Origin of the sequence: Pseudomonas sp. Choline-02u-1 (assembly GCF_002836515.1) — a bacterium.
Classification (GTDB): domain Bacteria; phylum Pseudomonadota; class Gammaproteobacteria; order Pseudomonadales; family Pseudomonadaceae; genus Aquipseudomonas.
In genome coordinates this window covers 165469-188566 of record NZ_PJBC01000002.1, presented here as the reverse complement: position 1 = coordinate 188566, position 23098 = coordinate 165469, and the positions used below count along the sequence as shown (strand labels likewise).

Annotated in this window: 11 protein-coding genes; 4 read left to right on the top strand and 7 right to left on the bottom strand. The window is 62.0% G+C overall.

All coding sequences use genetic code 11. The annotated features are described in order from the left end of the window. Positions 1–44: 44 nt before the first annotated feature. The 5 genes from CXF97_RS01880 to CXF97_RS01860 all read right to left on the bottom strand — a co-directional run bounded on the left by CXF97_RS01880 (position 45) and on the right by CXF97_RS01860 (position 4604). On the bottom strand, positions 45–269 hold the full coding sequence (locus CXF97_RS01880; protein ID WP_041478467.1) for an MbtH family protein: 225 nt from the start codon (positions 267–269) through the stop codon (positions 45–47). 83 nt (positions 270–352) lie between these two features. Next, positions 353–1765, bottom strand: a complete 1413-nt coding sequence (locus CXF97_RS01875) for an aspartate aminotransferase family protein (RefSeq protein WP_101155621.1) — start codon at positions 1763–1765, stop codon at positions 353–355. A 106-nt stretch (positions 1766–1871) separates the two neighbouring features. Next, complete coding sequence (locus tag CXF97_RS01870; RefSeq protein ID WP_101155619.1) at positions 1872–2393, bottom strand: GNAT family N-acetyltransferase; 522 nt, start codon at positions 2391–2393, stop codon at positions 1872–1874. 208 nt (positions 2394–2601) lie between these two features. Further along, entirely contained in the window at positions 2602–3924 is a 1323-nt protein-coding gene (locus CXF97_RS01865; RefSeq protein ID WP_101155617.1) for an ATP-binding protein, read from the bottom strand. Continuing rightward, the gene (locus tag CXF97_RS01860; protein ID WP_101155615.1) at positions 3924–4604 is read right to left on the bottom strand and encodes a response regulator; all 681 of its coding nucleotides are present in this window, start codon (positions 4602–4604) and stop codon (positions 3924–3926) included. The genes CXF97_RS01865 and CXF97_RS01860 overlap by 1 nt, the downstream gene beginning before the upstream one ends. 253 nt (positions 4605–4857) lie before the next feature. On the opposite strand from CXF97_RS01860, the gene CXF97_RS01855 reads away from it, so the two are divergent. From CXF97_RS01855 to dsbG, 4 genes are all read left to right on the top strand, one after another. Next, on the top strand, positions 4858–5550 hold the full coding sequence (locus CXF97_RS01855; RefSeq protein ID WP_101155613.1) for a hypothetical protein: 693 nt from the start codon (positions 4858–4860) through the stop codon (positions 5548–5550). Positions 5551–5647: 97 nt separating this feature from the next. Further along, the gene (gene dsbD / locus CXF97_RS01850; protein ID WP_101155612.1) at positions 5648–7381 is read left to right on the top strand and encodes a protein-disulfide reductase DsbD; all 1734 of its coding nucleotides are present in this window, start codon (positions 5648–5650) and stop codon (positions 7379–7381) included. Further along, positions 7381–8262, top strand: coding sequence for a TlpA disulfide reductase family protein (locus CXF97_RS01845; RefSeq protein WP_101155610.1), 882 nt, complete (start codon positions 7381–7383; stop codon positions 8260–8262). The genes dsbD and CXF97_RS01845 overlap by 1 nt, the downstream gene beginning before the upstream one ends. Next, positions 8238–9008, top strand: a complete 771-nt coding sequence (gene dsbG / locus CXF97_RS01840; RefSeq protein ID WP_101155609.1) for a thiol:disulfide interchange protein DsbG — start codon at positions 8238–8240, stop codon at positions 9006–9008. The genes CXF97_RS01845 and dsbG overlap by 25 nt, the downstream gene beginning before the upstream one ends. Before the next feature lie 135 nt (positions 9009–9143). On the opposite strand, the gene CXF97_RS01835 is transcribed toward dsbG, so the two are convergent. Next, positions 9144–9959 (bottom strand): alpha/beta fold hydrolase, encoded by an 816-nt coding sequence (locus CXF97_RS01835; RefSeq protein WP_101155607.1) that lies wholly within the window; start codon positions 9957–9959, stop codon positions 9144–9146. A 138-nt stretch (positions 9960–10097) separates the two neighbouring features. Beyond that, positions 10098–23096 carry a non-ribosomal peptide synthetase gene (locus tag CXF97_RS01830; RefSeq protein ID WP_101155605.1) on the bottom strand — a complete coding sequence of 4333 codons (12999 nt, stop codon included), beginning with the start codon at positions 23094–23096 and terminating at the stop codon, positions 10098–10100. Positions 23097–23098 lie beyond the last annotated feature (2 nt).

The window sequence follows — 23098 nt, the reverse complement described above, 5'->3', positions numbered from 1 at the left end:
ACCCGCTGACCATCACTGGTTCAGCGGGTTTTTTGCGCGGTCGCTCATTGCGCCGCGACTTGCGCATCCATCTTCTGGCGCAGGCTCAACGGGCGCATGTCGGTCCAGACTTCTTCGATGTAGGCCAGGCATTCCTTCTTCAAGCCGCTCTTGCCCACGGTGCGCCAGCCTTCTGGTACGGCTTTGTAATCGGGCCAGATCGAGTATTGCTCTTCGTGGTTGACCACGACCTGAAAGAGGATGTCCTCGCGGTCGAATACTGACGTCATGCTGGTTCTCCATCGTTGTAAGGTCGGCTGCACAACGGATGCAGCCGGGGTATGTAGAAAGAACGTTCGCCGCGTGAAGAAATTTACAGCGCGGCGGTGGCAGCGGCCAATGCGCGACCGAAGATCTCGGCCACCCGGTCGATTTCCGCTGCGGTAATCACCAGCGGCGGCAGGAAGCGCACAACGGCGCCATGGCGGCCGCCCAGCTCCAGAATCAGGCCACGCTTGAGGCATTCACGCTGCACCAGTGGCGCCAGACGCCCAAAGGCCGGCGGATGACCAAGCGCATCAGGCGCACCATTCGGGTCCACCAGTTCGACGCCAAGCATCAAGCCGCGCCCACGGATATCGCCCAGTTGCGGGAAGTCGCGTTGCAGAATGTGCAGATGTTCACTGAGTCGATCACCCATGGCGGCGGCGTGCTCGCAAACCTTGTGCTCCACGAGATAGCGCATCACCGCTGAACCGGCGGCCATGGCCATTTGATTGCCACGGAACGTGCCGGCATGGGCGCCCGGTTGCCAGGTGTCGAGCCAGTCGCGGTAAACCACCACCGCCAGCGGCAGACTGCCGCCGATGGCCTTGGAGAGCACCACCACATCCGGAACGATGCCCGCATGTTCAAAGGCAAACATCTTTCCGGTACGGGCGAATCCGCTTTGAATCTCATCGACGATCAGCGCTACACCAGCCTTTTCGGTGATCCGGCGCAAGCCGCGCAACCACTCGACATCCGCCGGTATCACCCCGCCCTCGCCCTGCACCGCCTCGACAATTACCGCCGCCGGCAATTGCACGCCCGCCTCGGGGTCGTTGAGCAGGTTTTCCAGATAACTCAGGTTGGCTTTGACTCCAGCCGCGCCACCGAGGCCAAACGGGCAACGGTAATCGTAGGGAAACGGCATGAACTGCACGCCACTGCTGAGCAAGGCACCCAGCGGTTTTTTCGGCCCCAGGCTGCCCATCAGGCTCAACGCACCTTGGCTCATGCCGTGATAGCCACCGGAAAAGGACAGCACGGTGCTGCGGCCAGTGGCAGTGCGCACCAGTTTCAGCGCTGCCTCCACCGCGTCGGTACCGGTCGGGCCGCAAAACTGAATTTTCGCCTGCGCCGCCAGTTCCGTCGGCAGCAGGCCGAACAGGTCCTGGACGAATCGATCTTTGACTGGCGTGGTCAGGTCGAGGGTGTGCAGCGGCAACTCGTCCGCGAGAACCTGCTGGATCGCTTCGATCACGACCGGATGGTTATGCCCCAGCGCCAGCGTGCCGGCCCCAGCCAGGCAATCGATGAACGTACGCCCCTCAACGTCCTCGACATACAAGCCCTTGGCACGTTTGAGCGCCAGCGGGATACGGCGCGGATAGCTGCGCGCATTGGACTCCTGCCGGCTCTGACGCGTCAGCAGGGGTGATTCGTTGAATTCATATAACGTTTCCGCCGGCGCCGAGGCGACCCGGGCCGACGACGCTTCGATAAGGCTGGTGGCGACTGACATCTCTCGACCCCTCAATTCGCTATGGATAATGACCAAAACAGCACACCGACAGGTGCGCGTTCCGGTCGCGGGGCGCACTTGCAGGTTTTCCTGTTCTGGAAACGCTTCAGCGAGGAAAGGATTTACACCCTTGATCGAGTTGTCCGGTGGGGGCTGGCAACGGCTTGTGCAGCAGCAAGGTCTGCAAGCCGCAGGAGGTGACGGGTGGCGCTGCTTGTTGATACCCCAGATGCCGATAGAACGCCGCAGCGGTGCGGGTGCTGTTGAGGTGCACATGCTGCACCCCGCGAATCCGCAACCAGCCCTCAAGATTCTGCATCAGCGCCCGGCCGACGCCTCGGCGGAAGGACTCCGGCTGGACGTGACACAGCAAGATATCGCCACTTGCCTCGGCCATGCCGACACCCACCGGTTTGTCTTCAAGCAAAGCGACGCAGAGACAAATGTGTGGAGCGGCGAGCCGGCCACTGATGACATCGATGGTGGACTGATTGACCCAGTCGCTGACGATCGACGAATCATTGCGGTGATCGAGTGCACATCCGACGCGGATCGAGCGTTCGACGATGCGGTTGATAATGCCGGCGTCGGCCAGTGTGGCCGGACGTATGCAGACGGGTGCTTCCATGCGCAGTTCCCTCAATCCATTGAGTCAAAGCTGGGTTGACCTTAGCCCCGACCCTGGCGGATAGCGAACGCCGAGAAGTTACATTTGATGTGCCGGAACAGCAATCCTGTAGGAGCTGCCGAAGGCTGCGATTTTTTGATCTTGATCTTGAAGCAAAATCAAAAGATCGCAGCCTTCGGCAGCTCCTGCGCAGGGCGGTGCGGTGCGGTCAGAGAGGTTGCAACGGCATGGTCAGTTCGACCCGCAAGCCATCCGCGCGGCTGTCGAAATGCAGGGCACAATCACAGCGCTGGACAATCGCCTGGACAATCGCCAGACCCAGCCCGCAGCCGGTGCTCTGACCGTTGCGCCAGAACCGCTGAGTCAGATGCTGTATGTCATCCGGCGCAATGCCCGGGCCATGATCGCGCACGACAAAACGCACGCGAGCGCCAATGCTTTCAAGATTGACCTCGACCGCACAATCTTCAGGCGTATGGCGCAAGGCGTTATCGAGCAGGTTGCGCAGCGCAGCAATTGCCAGCACCGCAGGCATTTGCACCGGAGCGGCAGGCAGGTCATCCGGCACATGCAGTTTGATCCGCAGCCGTTCACCGCCCGTGGCGTCCTGAATCGCCAGTCTGGCCACCTGCTCGGCGCTGCACTGCGAGCCGTCATCGAACGACAGACTGCCTTCGACCCGCGCCAGCAACAGTAACTGTTCAAGGGTGCGGTGCAGGCGATCGGCGCCCTCCTCGGCGCGCGCCAGCGACTGATCGCGGGCATTGCCATCGGTCATGCGTGCGACTTGCAGGTGGGTCTTGATGGCCGTCAGCGGACTGCGCAATTCGTGCGCGGCGTCACCGGTCAGGCGACGTTCACGCTCGATGGTCTTGCCGATGCGCTGGAACAACTGGTTCTGGGTTTCCAGCAACGGCTTCAACTCGCTGGGAAATGCCTGCAACTGCAACGGTTCAAGAGAATCGGCATTGCGCCGCATCAGTGCTTCGCGCAGGCGATTCAGTGGTGCAAGGCCCTGACCGATGCCCAGCCACAGCAGGCACAAACAGCCGAGCAAGGCCACGCCGACTGGTACCGAAGCGGCGAGCAGAATCGACATGTTCAAGGCTTCACGCTCGATCTGCCGATCTGCCGTAGTGATGCGCACATCGCCGCGAGCCAGAGTGAAACTACGCCACGGCGCACCGTCGATCATCTGATCGTGGAAGCCAATTTTTTCGGCTTCCAGCGCTTGTTCGGGATTGTTGTGGCTACGGGCAAGGATTTCCCCGCGCAACGAACTGACCTGACAGGCCATACCGCCGGGAATATTCAGCTGTTCGGCACTGAAGTGCGTGCCCTCGCCCTTGCTCGGCAGCGTCGGCAATTGCTCGAGCAGCCCGGCGACCATGCGCGCCGAGGCAACCAGACGCTGGTCGAGAGAGAACATCATCTGATTGCGCAAATCGCTGAGCATCCAGGCCGCCGCCAACGCCCAGATCAGCGCGAACGCGGCGCCGAGCGTCAGGCTCAGCCGCAGGCGCAGACTCATCACTTGCCTTGCTCTGCGCCGTCGGCGGGCCCGAGCCGATAGCCCAGACCGCGCACGGTTTCGACGATGCCCTTGCCGAGCTTGCTGCGCAGATGGTGGATATGCACGTTCAGCGCGTTGCTTTCCAACTCATCGTTAAAGCCGTAGACGCTGTCCTTCAACTGCTCGGTGGACAGCACCCGGCCACGATTGTGCAGCAACGCCTGCAAGAGTGACTGCTCACGCCGCGACAAGTCCACCGGTTGCCCGGCCAGTCGGGTTTCCCGGCTGCTTGGGTCGTAGGTGAGCGGGCCATGTTCGATCAGATTGACGCTGCGTCCGGCGACTCGACGCAACAAGGTTTGCAGGCGAGCAAACAGTTCGCGCAGGTCAAAAGGCTTGAGCAGGTAGTCGTCTGCGCCAGCCTGCAAACCGTCGACACGATCAGTCACTGAATCGCGAGCAGTGAGAATCAACACCGGAATTTCCAGACCGTGATTGCGCAGTTGCTGCAGCAGCTTGAGGCCGTCTTCGTCAGGCAGACCGAGATCGAGCACCATCACGTCGAACTCGGCGACCTTGAGCATCGCCCGCGCCTTTGATGCCGTGTTGACGTGCTCGACGGTCAGGCCCTGCGCCGTGAGCCCGGCGACGATGCCACTGGCGATCAGCTCATCGTCTTCGCAAACCAGTACGTGCATGGGGGCTCCGTGGACAAAAACGCGAGTGAAACAGCCGAGGATTAAGGCGCAATTATGGCGGTACATATCGAGTTCGCAAAGCTGTAGGCGAACATAGCGAATTATCGCGTATCGGCGACGGATGCGAGGCAGAGGGCCAAAACTCTTGTGGTTCGGGTTACCCATCCGGAAACAATTGCGGACTTTATCGAAAAGATGACTTCATTTAGCTTCGGCCTGCAACTTTCAATCCGCATTTAAATGGACTTAAAACGTGAGCAACCTGAACAACTTCGTCGCCATAGACTGGCGTTCCGGCCCCGATCGGATTTATTTCTTCTTCAAGAACACCGACACTTATTCGCGCTTTGATCTGGGAAACAATAGCGTATCAGCCAATTACCCAGCCTCCACCGCAGGCAGTTGGGACACTTTCGACCCCTATACAAAAGACCTGCGCTTCGGCTTGACTACCACTTCGTTCGGCTGGAATACCGCAAGTGACGAGGACATCGCCTGGTTGTTCTTCTATCAGGGCACAACCCCGATGGTGTGCAAATATGACCAGGATAACGATAAGGTTGCTGCGTTCTACAAGGTTGCCGACTCTGTCTGGAAACCGATCCTTCCGTATTTTGACAGGATCATCGCCGGCACTTGGTTTCAACTTACCGGCCACCCTTTCCTGTTCCGCTTTATTCTTGATGACGGACACTATCTATCGTTCAACTACAGAGCCAGGACCCTTACCCGCAACCGGTTTGGCGAATATCAACTGGGCGCGCTGAAACCCTATGAAGACCGAATCATCACAGCAGCACAGAATGACCGGACATTCGCGGACAGCTACTGGTACATCTTCCTCACCAACAATCAATATTTGACCTACAACATTCAATCCGACCGACTGGTTTCCGGCCCCAGAACAATCAATGAGGATAATTGGCCCGGCCTGCTGCGCGACTGATTGGCCGAACCTGGTGGGGCTAGTAGGATAGGGTTAATTATCGGTTAATCGCCGCCGCCCATCCTGTACCCCACTTGCACAGGGACAAGGCTCCTCCATGCGTCATTTTTTTCTTCTGTTTGCTTTACTCATTTCCGGTCTGGCTCAGGCCGCAAACAATCCGTTCGAATCCAAGCCGGACTTTTTACCCGTCGACCAGGCATTCGTACTCACCTCCGAGCGTCTGGACTCGGGAGAAACCCAGTTGTTCTGGCAGATCAGTGACGGCTACTACCTGTATCAGAAACGCTTGAAGTTCGACGGGCTGGCCGCTGATCAGCAGCCGGTACTGCCTGAAGGCGAATCTCACAGCGATGAGTTCTTTGGCGAACAGCCGGTCTACCGCCAAGGCCTGGAAGTAAAAATCCCGGCGGCGGCAAAGGGGCAGATCAAAGTCAGTTATCAGGGCTGCGCCGATGCCGGTCTGTGCTATCCACCGCAAACCCGAGTGATCGATCTAGGCGGCAAAGCCGCAGCAGCAACAGGCACTGAAGCGCCGGACCAGGCCTTGGCCAGCAGTCTGCAACAACGGGCGCTGGGCTGGAGCCTGTTGGTGTTTTTCGGACTCGGCCTGCTGCTGGCATTCACGCCATGTTCGCTGCCGATGCTGCCGATTCTGGCCGGGATGATTGTCGGCAGTGGCGCCACACCAAGGCGCGGCTTTGCCTTGGCCAGCAGCTATGTGATCTGCATGGCGCTGGTGTATGCGGCGATGGGCGTGATTGCTGCGCTGCTCGGCGCGAACCTGCAGGCGTGGTTGCAGAATCCGTGGTTACTCGGCACATTTGCCGCCATTTTCGTGGTGCTCGCACTGCCGATGTTCGGCTTCTTCGAGCTGCAACTGCCGGTGGCCCTGCGTGATCGACTTGAACATGCTTCGCGCAGCCGCAGCGGCGGCAGCCTGATCGGCGCCGGTGTGCTGGGCGCATTGTCCGGTCTGTTGGTCGGGCCGTGCATGACCGCGCCACTGGCCGGTGCGCTGTTGTACATCGCGCAAAGCGGTAACGCCTTGCACGGCGGTTTGATCCTGTTTGCACTGGGCATCGGCATCGGTGTGCCGCTGTTACTGCTGGTCACCGTCGGCAACCGTTTCCTGCCGAAACCCGGCGCCTGGATGAATCTGCTCAAAGGTGTATTCGGCTTCCTCTTTCTCGCAACCGCATTGCTGATGCTGCGTCCGGTGCTGGCCCCGTCGTTGTGGCTCGGCCTGTGTGGCGCGCTGCTGCTGATTGCGGCTTACAGCGCCTGGAAACAGTCCGAAGGTTTTGGCCGCGTCGCGCAGATGTTTGGCGCCCTGTCCCTCTTGCTCGGTTTGTGGGGCAGCTTGCTAGTGATCGGTGCGGCTGGCGGCAGCGATGATCCGTATCAGCCGTTGCAGGTTTACAGCGCCGGCCGTGTTGCCGGTGCAGCGCCAAGTGGTCACGACGCTTTCACCACGGTCAATGAACCAGCCACGCTGCAACGCGAACTCGACGCCGCCAGGGCTCAGGGCCAATGGGTGTTGCTCGATTACTACGCCGACTGGTGTGTGTCGTGCAAAGTGATGGAAAAGAAGGTGTTCGGCGAGGCCAAGGTCATGCAGGCGCTGAGCAACGTACGCCTGCTGCGCCTGGATGTGACCGCCGACAACGCCGCCAGTCGCGAGCTGCTCGGTCGTTATAAAGTGCCGGGGCCGCCGACGTTCATCTGGATCGGCGCTGACGGCGCAGAACGCCGCAGCCAGCGCATCACCGGCGAGGTCGATGCCGACACCTTCCTGCAACGCTGGTCCACTACCCGAGACGCCAACTGATGCTGACGCTCACCCTCGGCACCTTCGCCATCGCGCTTAACCACTTGCTGCTGATCAGTGCTCTGGCGCTGGCGACGTTTGTCGGTTGGCGAGTGGCCAAGCGCGGCGGCGATAACCCCGAGTCGGCGCTGTTCAGCCTCTTCTTGCTGGGCATGCTCGCGGCGCGCATTGCGTTTGTCGCGCTGTACTGGTCGCATTATCGCAACGACCCGTGGCAGATCATCGATCTGCGCGACGGTGGTTTTCTCGCCTGGCCCGGGGTGATCGTTCTGCTGCTGGCGGCGTTGTATCGCGGCTGGCGGCGCCCCGGTCTGCGTCGCCCGTTGGGCTTCGGTGTGGTCAGCGGCGTGATGTTCTGGTTGCTCGCCACGCTGTCGCTGAATATTTATGAACAAGGCACGCGGCTGCCGGATATCTCCCTGCGTAACGCCGCCGGGGAAAGGATCAAGCTCCGTGACTATCAGGGCGGCCCGCTGGTGATCAACCTGTGGGCGACCTGGTGTCCGCCATGCCGGCGAGAAATGCCGGTACTGGAAAACGCCCAACAACAGCGTCCGGATCTGACGTTCTTGTTCGTCAATCAGGCCGAAAGCATGCAAAGCGTGGCAACGTTCCTGGAAACCCAGGGCCTGAGCCTGAACAACGTGCTGTTCGACCGCAGCGGCCGTCTCGGTCAGGCCGTGGGTTCCATGGCGTTACCGACTACGCTGTTCTATAGCCCTGACGGTCGTTTGCTGACCAGTCACCTAGGTGAACTGTCGAATGCCAGCCTCGCGCGCGCGCTGGAAACGTTCGACACTTCACCTTCTAGCCCGAATCAGGCCGTTGCTCCGGCCAACTCTGCAAGGAAACTGCCATGCCCCGCCTCCGCCACCTGCTGACGCTGACCCTGGGCACTGCCCTGCTGCACTTGCCGTCAGTGCAGGCTGCTGAAGAACTGCCTGCGGCGATCAAAAAAATCGAAGCAAAAGGCGCAAAAATTGTCGGCCAGTTCGACGCCCCCGACGGCCTGCGCGGGTACGCTGCGCAATACCAGAATCGCGGCATGGCGCTCTACCTGACTCCGGACGGCAAGCACGTCGTGGTTGGTAATCTGTACGACGCCGACGGCAAGGATCTGAGTAGCGAGCCGTTGCAGAAACTGGTCTATGCGCCGATGTCCAAGGAAGTCTGGGCCAAGTTCGAGGCGAGCAACTGGATTCAGGATGGCAACAAGGATGCGCCGCGCACGGTGTACCTGTTCAGCGACCCGAACTGCCCGTATTGCAACATGTTCTGGGAACAGGCGCGGCCATGGGTCAAGGCCGGCAAGGTGCAGTTGCGCCACATCATGGTCGGCATCATCCGCGAAGACAGCCCGGGCAAATCAGCCGCGCTGCTGGCGGCAAAAGATCCGGCCAAAGCGCTGGAGGATCACGAAAAGGCCGGCAAGGGCAGCGCGCTCAAGGCTCTGAAAGACATTCCGGTCGCGGTGCAAACCAAACTCGCGGCCAACATGCAGTTGATGGAAGACCTGGAACTGCAAGCTACCCCGGCCATTTTCTACCTGGACGACAAAGGCGAATTGCAACAACAGCAAGGCGCGCCTTCGCCGGACAAGCTGGTGAAGATTCTCGGGCCGAAATAAAGCCGATTCTTTATCGCCTGACCCTGCCTCATCGCGGGCAAGCCCGCTCCCACAAAGTGTTGTGATGAGCACGAAATATGTGAACAAGTGAAACCCTGTGGGAGCAGACTTGCTCGCGAATGAACTTCACCCGCTCTAGCGGTTTCGCTCGGCCAGAAACGCTAGCAGCGCCTCAGTGACGAATTCGGGGTTCTCCAGATTGGAGATATGCCCCGCCTCTGGCACCAGCACACACGGGCAACCAATCAATTCAGCCATTTCCCGGGCTTCCGACGGTGGCCGTGGTTTGTCCTGATCGCCGCAGAGCACCAGCGTCGCAGCCGCGTCCAGCTCGGCCAGGCGTGGCAACAAGTCGTCACGACCAAAAGTGATGCGCCCCATCGGCACGATGCTTTCGCGCAAACGCTCGGGCGAATAGCCTTGCAGTTTTGCGCGAAAGTCCTGATACAGCGGCGACTGCGGGTCGATGCCCGGGCGGAAGAAGATTGGCACGACGATGTCGAGCAGTTGTTCAGAGAGGGTGCCGGTGTCTTCGATCTGCTTGAACAGCGAGAAGTAATACTGCCGGGTCGGTTCCGGCTCGACGCCGACGTAGGTGTCCATCAGCACCAGACCGTTCAAACGTTGCGCTGCGGACAGTGCCAGGCGCGCGCCCCACATGCCGCCGACCGACAGCCCGACCAGAGTGACGCGGTCGATGTCCAGGTGATCAAGCAAAGCCTGCGCCTGACGGGCGATGTCATCCAGCGATGTGGTGCCTTCGGGTAACTTGCCGGACTCGCCATGCCCCCAAAGATCCAGCGCGATGACGCGATAGTGCGGGGTCAGCGCGGCGATCTGCGGCGCCCACATCGCTTGATCCCAGAGATAACTGCCTGCGAGCAACACGGCCGGGCCAGTGCCTTGATCAATGTAGTGCAGCGCTTGTCCGTCAACCGTGAAAAAGGCCATCGACCACCTCCGGGAGAAAAAGAGAACCGGCAGACTGAGCTGCCGGTTGTTGATCGTCAAGCCCGGAAATGTACAGTCACGTACCGGTTGATTTGTGTTGAATTCTCCGACGCCATCGCCGGCCCAAACGCCGAAGAACTAAAGCCCCTCCAGCTGCGCCATCAGATCATTCAACCGATCCACCTTCTCCTCAGTCATATCGCTGGCCGCCAGTCCATCAATGTACTCGGCCAGTTCCGCCACCGTACTGCACTCGAACATCGCGCGCAGCGGCACATTGCGTTGCAGGGTTTTCTGCACTCGCGATGCAATCTGCGTTGCCAGTAGCGAATGCCCGCCCAGTTCGAAAAAGTTGTCGCGCACGCCGACCTTGTCGACCTTGAGCACCTGGGCCCAGATATCAGCCAGGGTCTGCTCCAGCTCGTTGCGCGGGGCCAGATAGTCCTCGCTCTGCAACTGACCGATCTCCAGCGCCGGCAAGGCTTTGCGGTCGAGTTTGCCGTTGGCATTGAGCGGCATTTGCTCCAGCCACAGCCAGTGCAGCGGCACCATGTATTCCGGCAGTTCGGCGCGCAGGCGCTGCTTGATCTGCTCCAGGCGTTCGGCCGGATTGAGCGCTGCATCGGCGGCGACCAGATAACCGACCAGGTGCTTGCCGTTAACGCCCTCTTGCACGCCAACCGCCGCGTCACGTACTTGCGGTTGTTCGTGCAGACGCGCTTCGATTTCACCGAGTTCGATGCGGTAACCGCGAATCTTCACCTGATGATCGACCCGGCCGACGTATTCCAGCACACCATCAGTGCGGCGCCGCGCCAGGTCACCGGTGCGGTACAGGCGCTCGCCCGGCGCGCCGAACGGGTTCGGCACAAACACCGGCGCGGTGCGCAGCGGATCGCTGACGTAGCCGCGACCGACACCGATGCCAGCCACGCACAATTCACCCACCGCGCCCAGCGGCACCAGATCCAGCGCGCCATCGAGCAGATAGAGCAAGTTGTTGTCGGTCGGCGTGCCGATCGGCAAATAACTGCCACGCGTCGAGGCCAGGTCGACGCGGTAGAACGCCACGTCATCGGAACATTCCGCCGGGCCGTAAGCATTGACCAGACCGATCTGCGGGTAACGCAGCAGCCACTGATGGGCCAGCTCCGGCGGCATCGCTTCGCCGGTCGGCAGCATCCAGCGCAAGCCGTCGAGACTCAGCCGCTCGGCGGCGAGCATGCCCTGAATCAGCGACGGCACACTTTCCAGCACCGTAATGCCCTGCGCCTGCACATGCGCCAGCAAACCTTGCGGATCGTGGGCAATCGCATTCGGCACGATATCGACCCGCGCGCCGAACAACGGCGCGGCGAGGAACTGCCAGACGGAAATATCGAAGCTCTGCGAGGCGGTCTGTGCAATCACATCGACCTCGCTCAAGTCGAGATACGGGCGTTTGCTCAATTGGTTATTGAGCATGCCGCGCTGCTCGACCATGACGCCTTTTGGCAAACCGGTCGAACCCGACGTGTAGATCACATAAGCGAGATTGTCCGGGCCGCTGTGAATGCCGGGATTATGCGTCGCTGTCGCCGACGCCTGCACCTCTTCCCACACCAGCAGGCGCGGACGATTCGAACAGCCAAACGCCTCGAGCAAGGTCTGCGCCTGTTCGCGGCAAGCTGCGCTGCACACCAGCAACGGCGTGCGGCTGAGCTCGATAATGCGGCTCAGACGCTGGCTCGGCAGCCCCGGGTCCAGCGGCAGGTAACCGGCACCGGCCTTGAAGCTGCCGATGATCATGCCGAGCAGGTCGAGATTGCGCTCGGCCAGCAGCGCCACCGGTTGATCCATCCGCACACCGGCAGCGACCAGGGCATGGCCGAGGCGGTTGGCGTTGTGGTTCAGTTCGGCGTAGCTCAATTGCTGATCGAGGCAACTGGCGGCGATGCGCTGCGGATGCGCCGCGACCTGCGCTTCGAACAACGCCACGTAGCTTTGCTCCAGCGGATAGTCGTGGCCGCTCTGGTTGCAACCGTGCAGCAGGAAGTCGCGTTCTTCGTCGCCCAGCAGCGGCAAATCGGCCATGTCGCCATGGAAGCCGTCGACCAGCGCCAGCAGCAGCCGCTTGAACTCACTGAGCATGCGCTCGACCGTCGCCTCGTCCAAGTAACGCTGGTCATAGGACAGGTGCAAGCCAAGGTCATCGCCCGGGTAGCACACCGCCGTCAGCGGGAAGTTGGTATGGGTGCGGCCGGAATCCGAAGTGGCATTCAAACTCTGCGCTCGGTCGAGCACCGAGACTTCCACCGGGGCGTTTTCGAACACGAAGAGGCTGTCGAACAGCGGCTGGCCCTTGGGCAATTCGCTCTGTTCCTGAATGTTCACCAGCGGCAGGTATTCGTACTCGCGCAGTTGCATATTGCTGTCGAGCAAAGCGCTGAGCCATTGGCGCACGCTGCTGCGCTGATCGTCCGCAGGCATCTTCACGCGCAGGGCAATACTGTTGATGAACAGGCCGACAGTGCGCTGCATCTCCGGCATCTCCACCGGACGCCCGGCCACTGTGACGCCGAAGAGCACGTCGCGATCGCCGCTCAGGCGCCGCAGCACCAGAGCCCACGCAGCCTGGGCGAAGGTGTTGACGGTCAGTTGATGGGCCTGCGCCAGTTCCCGCAGGCGGGCGCCGTCCTCGGCATTGAGGCGGGTGTAGCGGTCGCCGACGATCATGCCGCCGCTTTCGCCAGCGTGTTCGCGCAGGAACGGCCGGTCGCTGGGGATCGGCGTAGTGCGTTCGAAGCCTTGCAGATTCTGCCGCCACCACTGTCGCGCCTCGGCCAGGCTCTGACGTTGCAGCCAGCCGATGTAATCGCGATAACGCGGCGGCACGCTCAACTGCGCTTCGCGACCTTCGCCGAGGGCGGTGTAGATCTCGAAGAAATCGTTCATCAGCAGCGACCGGCACCAGGCATCGATGAGGATGTGGTGGTTACTCATCATGAACCAGTAGCGCGCCGCGCCGACCTTGATCAGGCGCAGGTGGAACGGCGCCTGATTGAGCAGATCGAACCCGGCCTCGCGCTCGCTTTTCAGCAGCGCTTGCAGCTGTGGTTCATGCTCGGTTTCGGCGACGGCACTCCAATCCAGGTACTCGATCGGCGTACGCCCCGGCGTGTGAATCACTTGCAGCATGTCTTCGCCAACGTTCCAGCAGAACGAAGCGCGCAACGCTTCATGACGGGCGACCACCGCTTGCCAGGCCTGGGCGAAACGCTCGGGATCGAGCTCGCTGTTGATGCGATAACGATCCTGCATGTAGTACAGACCGGTGCCCGGTTCGAGCAGGGTGTGCAGCAACATGCCTTCCTGCATCGGTGTCAGCGGATAGACATCTTCGATGTGCGCGGCCGGCACCGGCAGCGCATCGAGTTGTGCCTGAGTCAGTTTCGCCAGCGGGAAGTCCGACGGCGTCAGGCCGCCGGCACCGTCCTGCAGGCAGTGCTCGATCAGGCTGCACAACTCGCCGAGATAGGCATCGGCCAGATCATTGATCGTCTGCACCGCATAACGCTCGGCACTGAAAGTCCAGCGCAGTAGCAGTTCCCCGCCATACACCTGACCGTCGACGCTCAACTCGTTCGGCAACGGCGCCTGCGGATCATGAGCGGCCCCGACTGCTTCATCGAGAGGATGGAACAGCGCATCGCTGCCGAAGCTCTGGTCGAACTGGCCGAGATAATTGAAGGTGATCGGCGCCTGTGGCAGCGCGGCCATGCGCTGGCGGCAGCCGTCATCGGCCAGATAACGCAGCACGCCATAACCGAGACCTTTGTGCGGCACGGCGCGCAGTTGTTCCTTGATCGCCTTGATCGAAGCACCCTGCCCGGCAGCCTCTTCGATGTTGTGCGGGGTCAGGCGCAGCGGGTAAGCGCTGGTAAACCAGCCAACCGTGCGGGTCAGGTCAATCTCGTCGAACAGGGTTTCGCGGCCGTGGCCTTCCAATTGAATCAACGCCGACGGCTGTCCGTTCCAGCGGCACAACACACGGGCCAGCGCGGTCAGCAGCAGGTCGTTGACGTGGGTGCGATAAGCACTCGGCGCCTGTTGCAGCAATTGGCGGGTGAGCTCGGCGTCGAGGCGCACGCTGACGGTTTGTGCATGCCGATGCTGCCTGCCGCCCTGCCGGTTTTCGCAAGGCAGATCAGCGCTCGGCCCGGCCAGTTGCGCCTGCCACCAGCTCAATTCTTCACGCAGCGATTCGCTGCCGGCATAAGCGTGCAAACGCGCGGCCCAGTCCTTGAAGGCGCTGGTTTTCGTCGGCAGTTTCAGCGGCTGCGCAGCGTCGAGTTGGCGATAGGCGGTTTGCAGATCGTCGAGCAACACGCGCCACGACACACCGTCGACCACCAAGTGGTGGATGGCGATAAACAGGCGTTGCTGTGCACCGGCGACGTCGACCAGCACTGCGCGCAGCAGTGGGCCGTTCTGCAGATGCAGACTGCGTTGTGCATCGGCGAACAAGGCTTCGCACGGGGCCAGCGAATCGACGCTGAACTGCCAGAGAAGTTCTTCATCCGTCAGCGCCTGGTGCGTTGCCTGCCACGCTTTATCGACTTCGCTGAAACGCAGACGCAAGGCGTCGTGCTGCTCGATCACTGCCCACAATGCTTGCTGCAGACGTTGCGGTTCAAGGCGCATGGTCGGCTCCAGCAACAGCGCCTGATTCCAGTGCTGACGCTGGGGAATGTCCGTACCGAAGAACCAATGCTGAATCGGCGTCAGGCGCGATGCCCCATCCACCAGACCTTGCTCGGCAGTCACTTGCTGCGTGCGGCTGGCCACTGCGGCGAGCGTCTGCACCGTCTGATGCTGGAACAAGTCGCGCGGGCTGAAGTGAATGCCCTGCTGACGCGCGCGGCTGACCACTTGAATCGACAGAATCGAATCACCGCCGAGTTCGAAAAAGTTGTCGTTGAGGCCGACTTGTTTGACGTTGAGCACTTCATACCAGATCTGCGCCAGGGCCTGCTCCAGCTCGTTCTCTGGCGCGACATAGTCCTGACGATTGAGCTCCGGGTCCGGCGCTGGCAAGGCGCGGCGGTCGAGTTTGCCGTTGGCGGTCAGCGGCATGCTTGCCAGCAGCATCAGGTGGGTCGGCACCATGTAGTCCGGCAGTTGCGCCTTGAGGTGCGACTTCAGTGCTTCGCGCAGTTCAGCTTGTTGCGCTTCGCTCTGTTCGGCGACCTCTGTAACGAGGTAACCCACCAACTGCTTGCCACTCGGCGCATCCAGCGCCAGCACCACCGCTTCGCGGATCGCAGGGTGATCGAGCAGGCGCGTTTCGATTTCGCCCAGTTCGATGCGGAAGCCACGGATTTTCACTTGATGGTCGATCCGCCCCAGATACTCGACCAGACCATCGGCACGCTGGCGCACCAGGTCACCGGTGCGGTACATACGTCCGCCATCAGCGGCAAACGGGTCAGCGACAAACCGCTCGGCGGTAATGCCCGGGCGGTCGTGATAGGCCTGGGCCAGACCGGCGCCACCGACAAACAATTCACCAGTCGCACCCTGCGGCACCAAGGCCAGATCGGCGTCGAGAATGTAGGCGACTCGCGCCCCGATCACGCTGCCGATCGGCACACTGCCGGCGCCCTCTTCCAGTACCTGCGGCGCCAGACTGGCCAACGGCATGACCACGGTTTCAGTCGGGCCGTAGGCGTTGAAGAACAGCGCTGGCTGGAACGCCGCGCGGATGCGCTGCAGATGCTCGCCGGTCAGCGCTTCACCGCCAGTGATGATCATGCGCACCGGCAGGACTTCATTCTGCGTGGCAAGGAACTGCGCCAACTGGCTGCCGTAGCTCGGCGTGAAGCCGAGGACGTTGATCCGATGCGCACGAATCAAGCCGCAGATTTCCTGTGCATCCCACTGGCCTTGCGCCCGCAGCACCACCTGCGCACCGCTGAGCAGCGGCACCAGCAGACGCTCGGTGGCAGCGTCGAAGTTGATCGAGTAGAAGTGCAGTTCGCAGTCGTCCGGGCGCATGCCGAAACGCTCGATCACGGCTTGGCAGTGCATGGCGATTTCGCCGTGGGACACCACCACGCCTTTCGGTTTGCCGGTCGAGCCCGAGGTGTAGATCAGGTAGGCCTGATGCTGCGGCAGGCTGATAAACGGCAACTCGCTCGCCGGATAGTCGGCCAACGCTGCGCTGTCATCTTCCAGACACCAGCGCGCCACGCTTGAAGGCAACTCGCCGAGGGCTTCGAACATCGCCCGATCGCTGAGCAGCAGACCGATGCGGCTGTCTTCGATCATGTAATGCAGACGGTCGAGCGGGTACTCCGGATCCAGCGGCACATAGGCGTCGCCAGCCTTGAGAATCGCCAGCAGGCCGATGACCATTTCCAGCGAACGCTCCAGCGCCAGACCGACCCGCACTTGCGGGCCGACCCCGCGCTCACGCAGCGCCCAGGCCAGACGATTGGCGCGAGCGTCGAGTTCGGCGTAGCTCAAGGTCTGCCCGGCGAAGGTCAGCGCTGGCGCGTCTTGGCGCGCCAGCGCCTGTTCGGCGAACAGGTGATGGATGCACTGGTCGAGACGATGCTCGCCCGGCTCGACGCTAAGGCTGTCGAGCAGGTGCTGTTGCTCGGTGTTGTCGAGCAACGGCAGTTCGCTGAGGCGTTGCTGCGGATCAGCGATCAGCGCTTCAAGCAGGTTGCGCCAATGCTTGGCCATGCGTCCGATGGTCGGTTCGTCGAACAGATCGGTGCTGTAAGTCAGGCAGCAGCCGAGGCGATGGTCGAGGTCGGTGACTTCCAGGTTGAGATCGAACTTGGTTGCCCGCGCATCGTTGGCCAGGTACTCGACGGTCATGCCGGCGAGCATGCGGCTTTGCTGGAATTCCCAGCGCTGCACGTTGCACATCACCTGGAACAGCGGGTTGTACGCGGCGCTGCGCGGCGGTTGCAAGGCTTCGACCAAATGATCGAACGGCAGATCCTGATGCGACTGGCCTTCGATCACCGTATGGCGCACCTGCTCGAACAACTCGCCGACCGACATCTGCCCGTCAAGCTGGCAACGCAGCACCTGGGTATTGAGGAATGCGCCGATCAGCCCTTCGCTTTCCGGGCGGATCCGGTTGGCCACCGGCGCGCCGATGCGCAGGTCGGTCTGGCCGCTGTAGCGGTAGAGCAATGTGGCGAGCGCGGCGGTCATGGTCATGAACAACGTCAGACCGTTCTGCGCATTGAACGCCCGCACCCGCGCGGCCAGCGCGTCGCTCAGATCGAACCGGAACAGCTCGCCCTGATGGCTCTGCACCGGCGGACGCGGACGGTCGCCGGGCAACTCCAACAGCGGATGTTCACGACCGAGTTGCGCGGTCCAGTAATCGAGCTGGCGCTGGCGCTCGCCGGACTCCAGCCACTGGCGCTGCCAGACGCTGTAGTCGAGGTATTGCACCGGCAGCGGCTCGAGCGGTGATTGGCGCTCATCGACGAACGCTTCGTACAGCGCACTGAGTTCACGGGCAAAGATGTCCATCGCCCAGCCTTCGGTGACGATATGGTGCAGGGTCAGGACGAAGTAATGCTCGTGCTCGGCAGTCTTGACCAGACAGGCGCGCAGCAGCGGGCCGGTTTCCAGATCGAACGGCTGGTGTGCTTCTGCGTCAGCCAGTTGTTGCACTTGTTGCTCGCTCAGTTGCGCCGGCAGGCTGGAGAAATCCTTCCAGCCCATGCGCACGCCGGTTTCGGCATGCACCTGCTGGCGGGCGACGCCGCCGACACTTGGGAATGTCGTGCGCAGGGTTTCGTGACGCAGGATCAGCGCCTGCAACGCGGCCTCGAAATGTTCGACATGCAGCACGCCGCGCAAGCGCGCCATGCCGCCGACGTTGTACGCCGGACTGTCCGGTTCCATCTGCCAGAGGAACCACATGCGCTGCTGCGAATAGGACAGCGGCACCGCCTGGCTGCGGTCGATTTTTGCAATCGGCAACTGTTGATTGGTGTGGCCGCTGACCTGGATCAGGCGAATCTGTTCGGCGTAATCGCCCAGTTCGCTGTGCTCGAACAAGGTGCGCAGCGGCAGTTCGACGTCACAGGCCTGACGTGTGCGCGAAATGATTTGCGTGGCCAGCAGCGAGTGACCGCCGAGGGCGAAGAAATCGTCGCCCAGGCCAACCTGCTTCAGGCCGAGGACTTCGCGCCAGATCGCAGCGATCTGTTGTTGCAGTGCGCTGACTGGTTCGATGTGTTCACGTACTTGCCATTGCGGCTCGGGCAAGGCGCGGCGGTCGAGTTTGCCGCTGGGACTCAGGGGCATCGCGTCGAGGCGCAGCAGTTGCGCCGGAACCATATATTCCGGCAGCTCGGCGGCCAGGGCGGCTTTCAGGCGAGCGACCTGTTCGTCGGCTTGTTCATCAGCATCGGTGGCGGTGAAATAGCCGATCAGTTGCGCACCGGCAGCGGTTTCGCGCACTAACACTGCGGCTTGGGCGACGCCCTCCTGAGCGAGCAGGCGCGCCTGGATTTCTTCCGGCTCGACGCGAAAGCCGCGCAGCTTGACCTGTTGATCGAGACGGCCGAGGTATTCGATCACGCCATCGGACGACCTGCGCGCACGGTCACCCGTGCGGTACAAACGGGCGCCCTGCTCACCCAGCGGATCGACGACGAAGCGTTCAGCGGTCAGCGCCGCACGACCAAGGTACCCACGAGCCAGCCCGATGCCGCTGATGCACAGCTCACCCGCCACGCCCGCCGGCACTGGATTGAGATCGGCATCGAGGATGCGGCAGATCACATTGCCCAGGGGCCGACCAATCGGCGAGCGCTCGCCATCAGCAGTTGTGCAGTGCCAATGGGTCACGTTGATTGCGGTTTCAGTCGGGCCGTAGCGGTTGTGCAATTGCACCGCTGGCAATTGCGCCAGCACGCGGTTGCGCAGCTCGGCAGGCAAGGCTTCACCGCCGGAAAACATTCGGCGCAGGCTGGTGCATCCGGCACTCAGCGGCTCGTCGATGAACAGCGCCAGCAGCGGTGGGACGAAGTGCAGCGTGGTCACGCCGTGTTCTTGAACCAGTTGCGCGATGCGATGCGGGTCACGGTGCTCGCCGGGGCCAGCAAGCAGCAGACGCGCGCCCGTAATCAGCGGCCAGAAGCATTCCCACACCGAGACGTCGAAACTGATCGGCGCTTTTTGCATCAGCACGTCGGTCTCATTGAGGGCGTAGGTGTTCTGCATCCATTGCAGGCGCTCGGCCAGCGCGGCGTGGGTGTTGCCGACGCCTTTCGGTTGCCCGGTGGAACCCGAGGTATAAATCACGTAGGCGAGGTTGTCGCCGTGCAGATGCAGGCCCGGGGCCTGGCTGGGCCATTTGTCCAGATGCAGCGCGTCCATGGCGATCACGCTGACACCTTCGCTGGCCGGCAAGCGTTCGAGCAGTTCAGTCTGGGTCAGGAGCAATTGGACGCCGCTGTCGCTGAGCATGTAAGCGAGGCGCTCGGCCGGGTAATCAGGATCGAGCGGCACATAGGCGCCGCCAGCCTTGATGATCGCCAGCAAACCGATGAGCAATTGCGGCGAACGCTCGGCGGCGATGGCCACGCACACGTCCGGGCCAACGCCTTTGTCGCGCAGGTAATGGGCGAGCCGGTTGGCTTGCGTGTGCAGCTCGGCAAAATCCACGCGACCGCTCTCCCACACCAGCGCGGTGCGTTGCGGGGTTTTGCGCAGTTGCTGGTCGAGCAGTTCCGGCAGCCATTGCTGCGCCGGGGTGCACGGGGCGGCGCTCCAGTCGTTGTGCTGTTGCTGTTCGTCGACGGTCAGCAAGCGCAGATCGCCGATGGCCTGCTCTGGCTGTTCGCAGATTTCGCTGAGCAAATTATGGAAATGCTCGGCCAGTCGCTCGATGGTCGCAGCGTCGAACAGTTCGCTGGCGTAGTCGAACGACAGGGTCAGGCGCCCGTTGCGATCCTCTTCGCTGTGCAGTTGCAGATCGAACTTGGCTTCGCGGCTGTGCCACGGCAGCTCTTCGGCGAGCAAGCCCGGCAGGCGCTTGAGCGCATTAAGGTCGCGCTGCTGATGGTTGAACATGATCTGGAACAAGCCCTGCTCGCGGGCCTGCGGGAAAGCTTCGAGCAGTTGTTCGAAGGGCAGATCCTGATTGGCTTGGGCGCCGAGTGCGGCCTGGCGCGTCTGGCTCAGCAACTCGGCAAACGGCAGGTGCGAATCGATTTGCGCACGCAGCACCTGGGTGTTGATGAAGAAACCGATCAGGCCTTGGGTTTCCAGGCGCGGACGGTTGGCGTTGGGCACGCCGATGCGAATGTCGCGCTGACCGCTGTAGCGGTGCAACAGGCTTTGCAACGCGGCAAGCAAGAGCATGAACGACGTCGCTTCGTGGGCCTGCGCGGTCTGGCGGATCGCCTCGCTGAGTTTGCTACTCAAGCGCACGCTGTGGCGCGCGGCGCTGTGGTTGGTTCTGGCCGAGCGCGGGTGATCGGTGGCCAGTTCCAGTGGCGGATGTTCTTCGCCCAGTTGCGCTTTCCAGTACGCCAGTTGCCGCTCGCCCTCGCCTTGCGCCAGCCATTGCCGCTGCCAGTTGCCGTAATCGGCGTATTGCGTGGGCAGCGCGGCCAGTGTCGCCGTTGCACCTTGAGTAGCGGCGGCATAGAGACGCGAGAATTCGTCGAGCAGGATATTCAGCGACCAGCCGTCAGCGATGATGTGATGCAGGGTCACCAGCAACTGATGCTCTTCATCATCGAGACGCACCAGTGTCACCGCCAGCAACGGGCCTTTTTCCAGATCGAACCGAGTGCGCGCTTCGTCTTCGCGAATCTGCTCGGCACGGGCTTCACGCTCTGGCGCTGACAGGTCGCTGATGTCGATCAGTTGCAGGTCGAATTCGGCAGCGGCAAGCACTTGCTGCAATGCCACACCGTCGCGTTCGAAGAAACGTGTGCGCAGTGATTCATGGCGTTCGATCAGTTGCTGGAAGCTGCTGCGCACGGCGTCTTCGTCCAGCTCGCCACGCAGGCGCAGGCCGCCGGGAATATTGTAGGCGCTGCTCTGTGGATCGAGTTGCCAAGTGATCCACAGACGGTTTTGTGCCAGCGACTGCGGCATCGGCTCACTGCGCGACAACGTGCTGATTGCATCTTGGGCGCTGCCGCCGTCCTGTTTTAGCTGCGCCACAGCGGCCGCGAAGGCGCACAGGGTTGGTGCTTCGAACAGCAGGCGCAGGCTCAGCTCGACACCGAGTGCTTCGCGAACCCGCGCAACCACTTGCGTGGCGGCGATCGAGTTGCCGCCGAGCAGGAAGAAGTGATCGTCGGCGTTGATTTGTTTGACGTTGAGTTGCTCGGCCCAGAGTGTCCCGATCACCGTTTCGAGATCCGAAGGGCAGCTGGTCGCGCTGTTCGTTTCGGCTGTAATCGAAGGGAACATCGCGTAGCTGTCGAGACTGCCATCGGCCAGACGATTACGGCACGCCGAGCGCTGCAGTTTGCCGCTGGAGGTTTTCGGCAACGCGCCCGGATTGAGCAACACCACCACGCTTGGCGCCTCCTGATACGCCTCGGCCACAGCTTGGCGAATGGCTCTGATCAGCGCTTGCGGCGGGAGAACCTTCTGCACGCTGCGGCTGATTTCCGCAGCGATGCCAATGCCCTCTTCACCGCTGTGATTGACGGCGAACGCCGCTACACGACCCTTGCGCACCACTTCGACTTCGCGCTCGATCGTCTGCTCGATGTCCTGCGGATAGAGGTTGTGACCACGAACGATGAGCATGTCTTTCAGGCGCCCGGTGACGAACAACTCGCCGTCGCGAATAAAACCCAGATCGCCGGTGCGCAACCAGGTGCGGCCAGCATGCTGAACGAAGGTCTTGGCGCTGGCTTCGGGGTTGCGCCAGTAACCGTGGGCAATGCTCGGGCCGGCGGCCCAGACTTCACCGACGGCGTTTTCGGCCAGTTCAGCCAGCGTATTCGGCTCGACGATCAGCACCGCGTGTTCCGGCTGGCTAATGCCGCAGCTCATGATCGCGCTGCCGTCGCCCGGCTCGGCGCGGTTTTGCGCCAGCGCCTGATCGTCCACACGCAGCGCCGGGATGCCGGTGCCGCGCAGCGTGCCAGCGACAAACAGGGTCGCCTCGGCCAAACCGTACGAGGCCATGAAGCTGTTTTCACTGAACCCGCAAGCGGCGAATTTTTCGGCGAAGCGTTCAAGGGTATCGAGGCGGATCGGCTCGGAGCCGGAATAGGCCACCCGCCAACGGCTCAGATCGAGGCGTTCGAGGGCTGATTCGCTGACCCGTTCGCTGCACAAACGGTAGGCGAAATCCGGGCCGCCGCTGATGGTGCCGCCGTATTCGGCAATCGCTTCCAGCCAGCGCAACGGCCGGCCGAGGAAGTACGCCGGCGACATCAGAATGCACGGCACGCCGCTGAAAATCGGCTGCAACAGACCGCCGATCAGACCCATGTCGTGATACAGCGGCAACCAGCTGACGATGACGTCGTCCGGGTTGACGTCGATGCCGAAACCGTGACGGATCAGCCGTTCATTGGCGACCAGGTTGCCATGGCTGACCTGCACGCCCTTGGGCAGCGCAGTGGAGCCGGAGGTGTATTGCAAAAAGGCGATGTGCTCGGGCGGCAGGGCCGGCTCGACCCAGTGTTCGGCCAGTGCGCTGTCGAGGGTGTCGACACACAACAGTGGCGGCGCGCCTTCGATTTGCTGCAAGGCATCGCGCAGGTCTGCGCTGGTCAGCAACAGCTTGGGCTCGGCGTCGGCGATGATCGACAACAAGCGCTCCTGATGGTGACGGCGCGCGGATTCCGGTGGATAGGCCGGCACCGCAATCATGCCGGCGTACAGGCAACCGAAAAACGCCGCGACGTAATCCGCGCCACTGGGAAACAGCAGCACCGCGCGCTCACCGAAACCGGCCTCGGCCTGCAACGCTGCGGCGATCGTGCGCGCGCGTTGGTCCAGTTCGCGATAGCTGAGCACCACAGCCTGATCGGCGTTTTCGGCGAGAAAACGCAAGGCCAGTCGATCCGGCGTCAGGGCCGCGCGACGCTTGAGGGCATGGACCAGGGTGCTGGGGAGTTCGAACGCGTCGGTCATGA

Excerpts from the sequence above, each read along its gene's own strand:
- CXF97_RS01865 (WP_101155617.1), bottom strand. The coding sequence starts at position 3,924 with ATGAGTCTGCGCCTGCGGCTGAGCCTGACGCTCGGCGCCGCGTTCGCG.
- CXF97_RS01880 (WP_041478467.1), bottom strand. The coding sequence starts at position 269 with ATGACGTCAGTATTCGACCGCGAGGACATCCTCTTTCAGGTCGTGGTC.
- dsbD (WP_101155612.1), top strand. The coding sequence starts at position 5,648 with ATGCGTCATTTTTTTCTTCTGTTTGCTTTACTCATTTCCGGTCTGGCT.
- CXF97_RS01860 (WP_101155615.1), bottom strand. The coding sequence starts at position 4,604 with ATGCACGTACTGGTTTGCGAAGACGATGAGCTGATCGCCAGTGGCATC.
- CXF97_RS01845 (WP_101155610.1), top strand. The coding sequence starts at position 7,381 with ATGCTGACGCTCACCCTCGGCACCTTCGCCATCGCGCTTAACCACTTG.
- dsbG (WP_101155609.1), top strand. The coding sequence starts at position 8,238 with ATGCCCCGCCTCCGCCACCTGCTGACGCTGACCCTGGGCACTGCCCTG.
- CXF97_RS01875 (WP_101155621.1), bottom strand. The coding sequence starts at position 1,765 with ATGTCAGTCGCCACCAGCCTTATCGAAGCGTCGTCGGCCCGGGTCGCC.
- CXF97_RS01870 (WP_101155619.1), bottom strand. The coding sequence starts at position 2,393 with ATGGAAGCACCCGTCTGCATACGTCCGGCCACACTGGCCGACGCCGGC.
- CXF97_RS01835 (WP_101155607.1), bottom strand. The coding sequence starts at position 9,959 with ATGGCCTTTTTCACGGTTGACGGACAAGCGCTGCACTACATTGATCAA.
- CXF97_RS01830 (WP_101155605.1), bottom strand. The coding sequence starts at position 23,096 with ATGACCGACGCGTTCGAACTCCCCAGCACCCTGGTCCATGCCCTCAAG.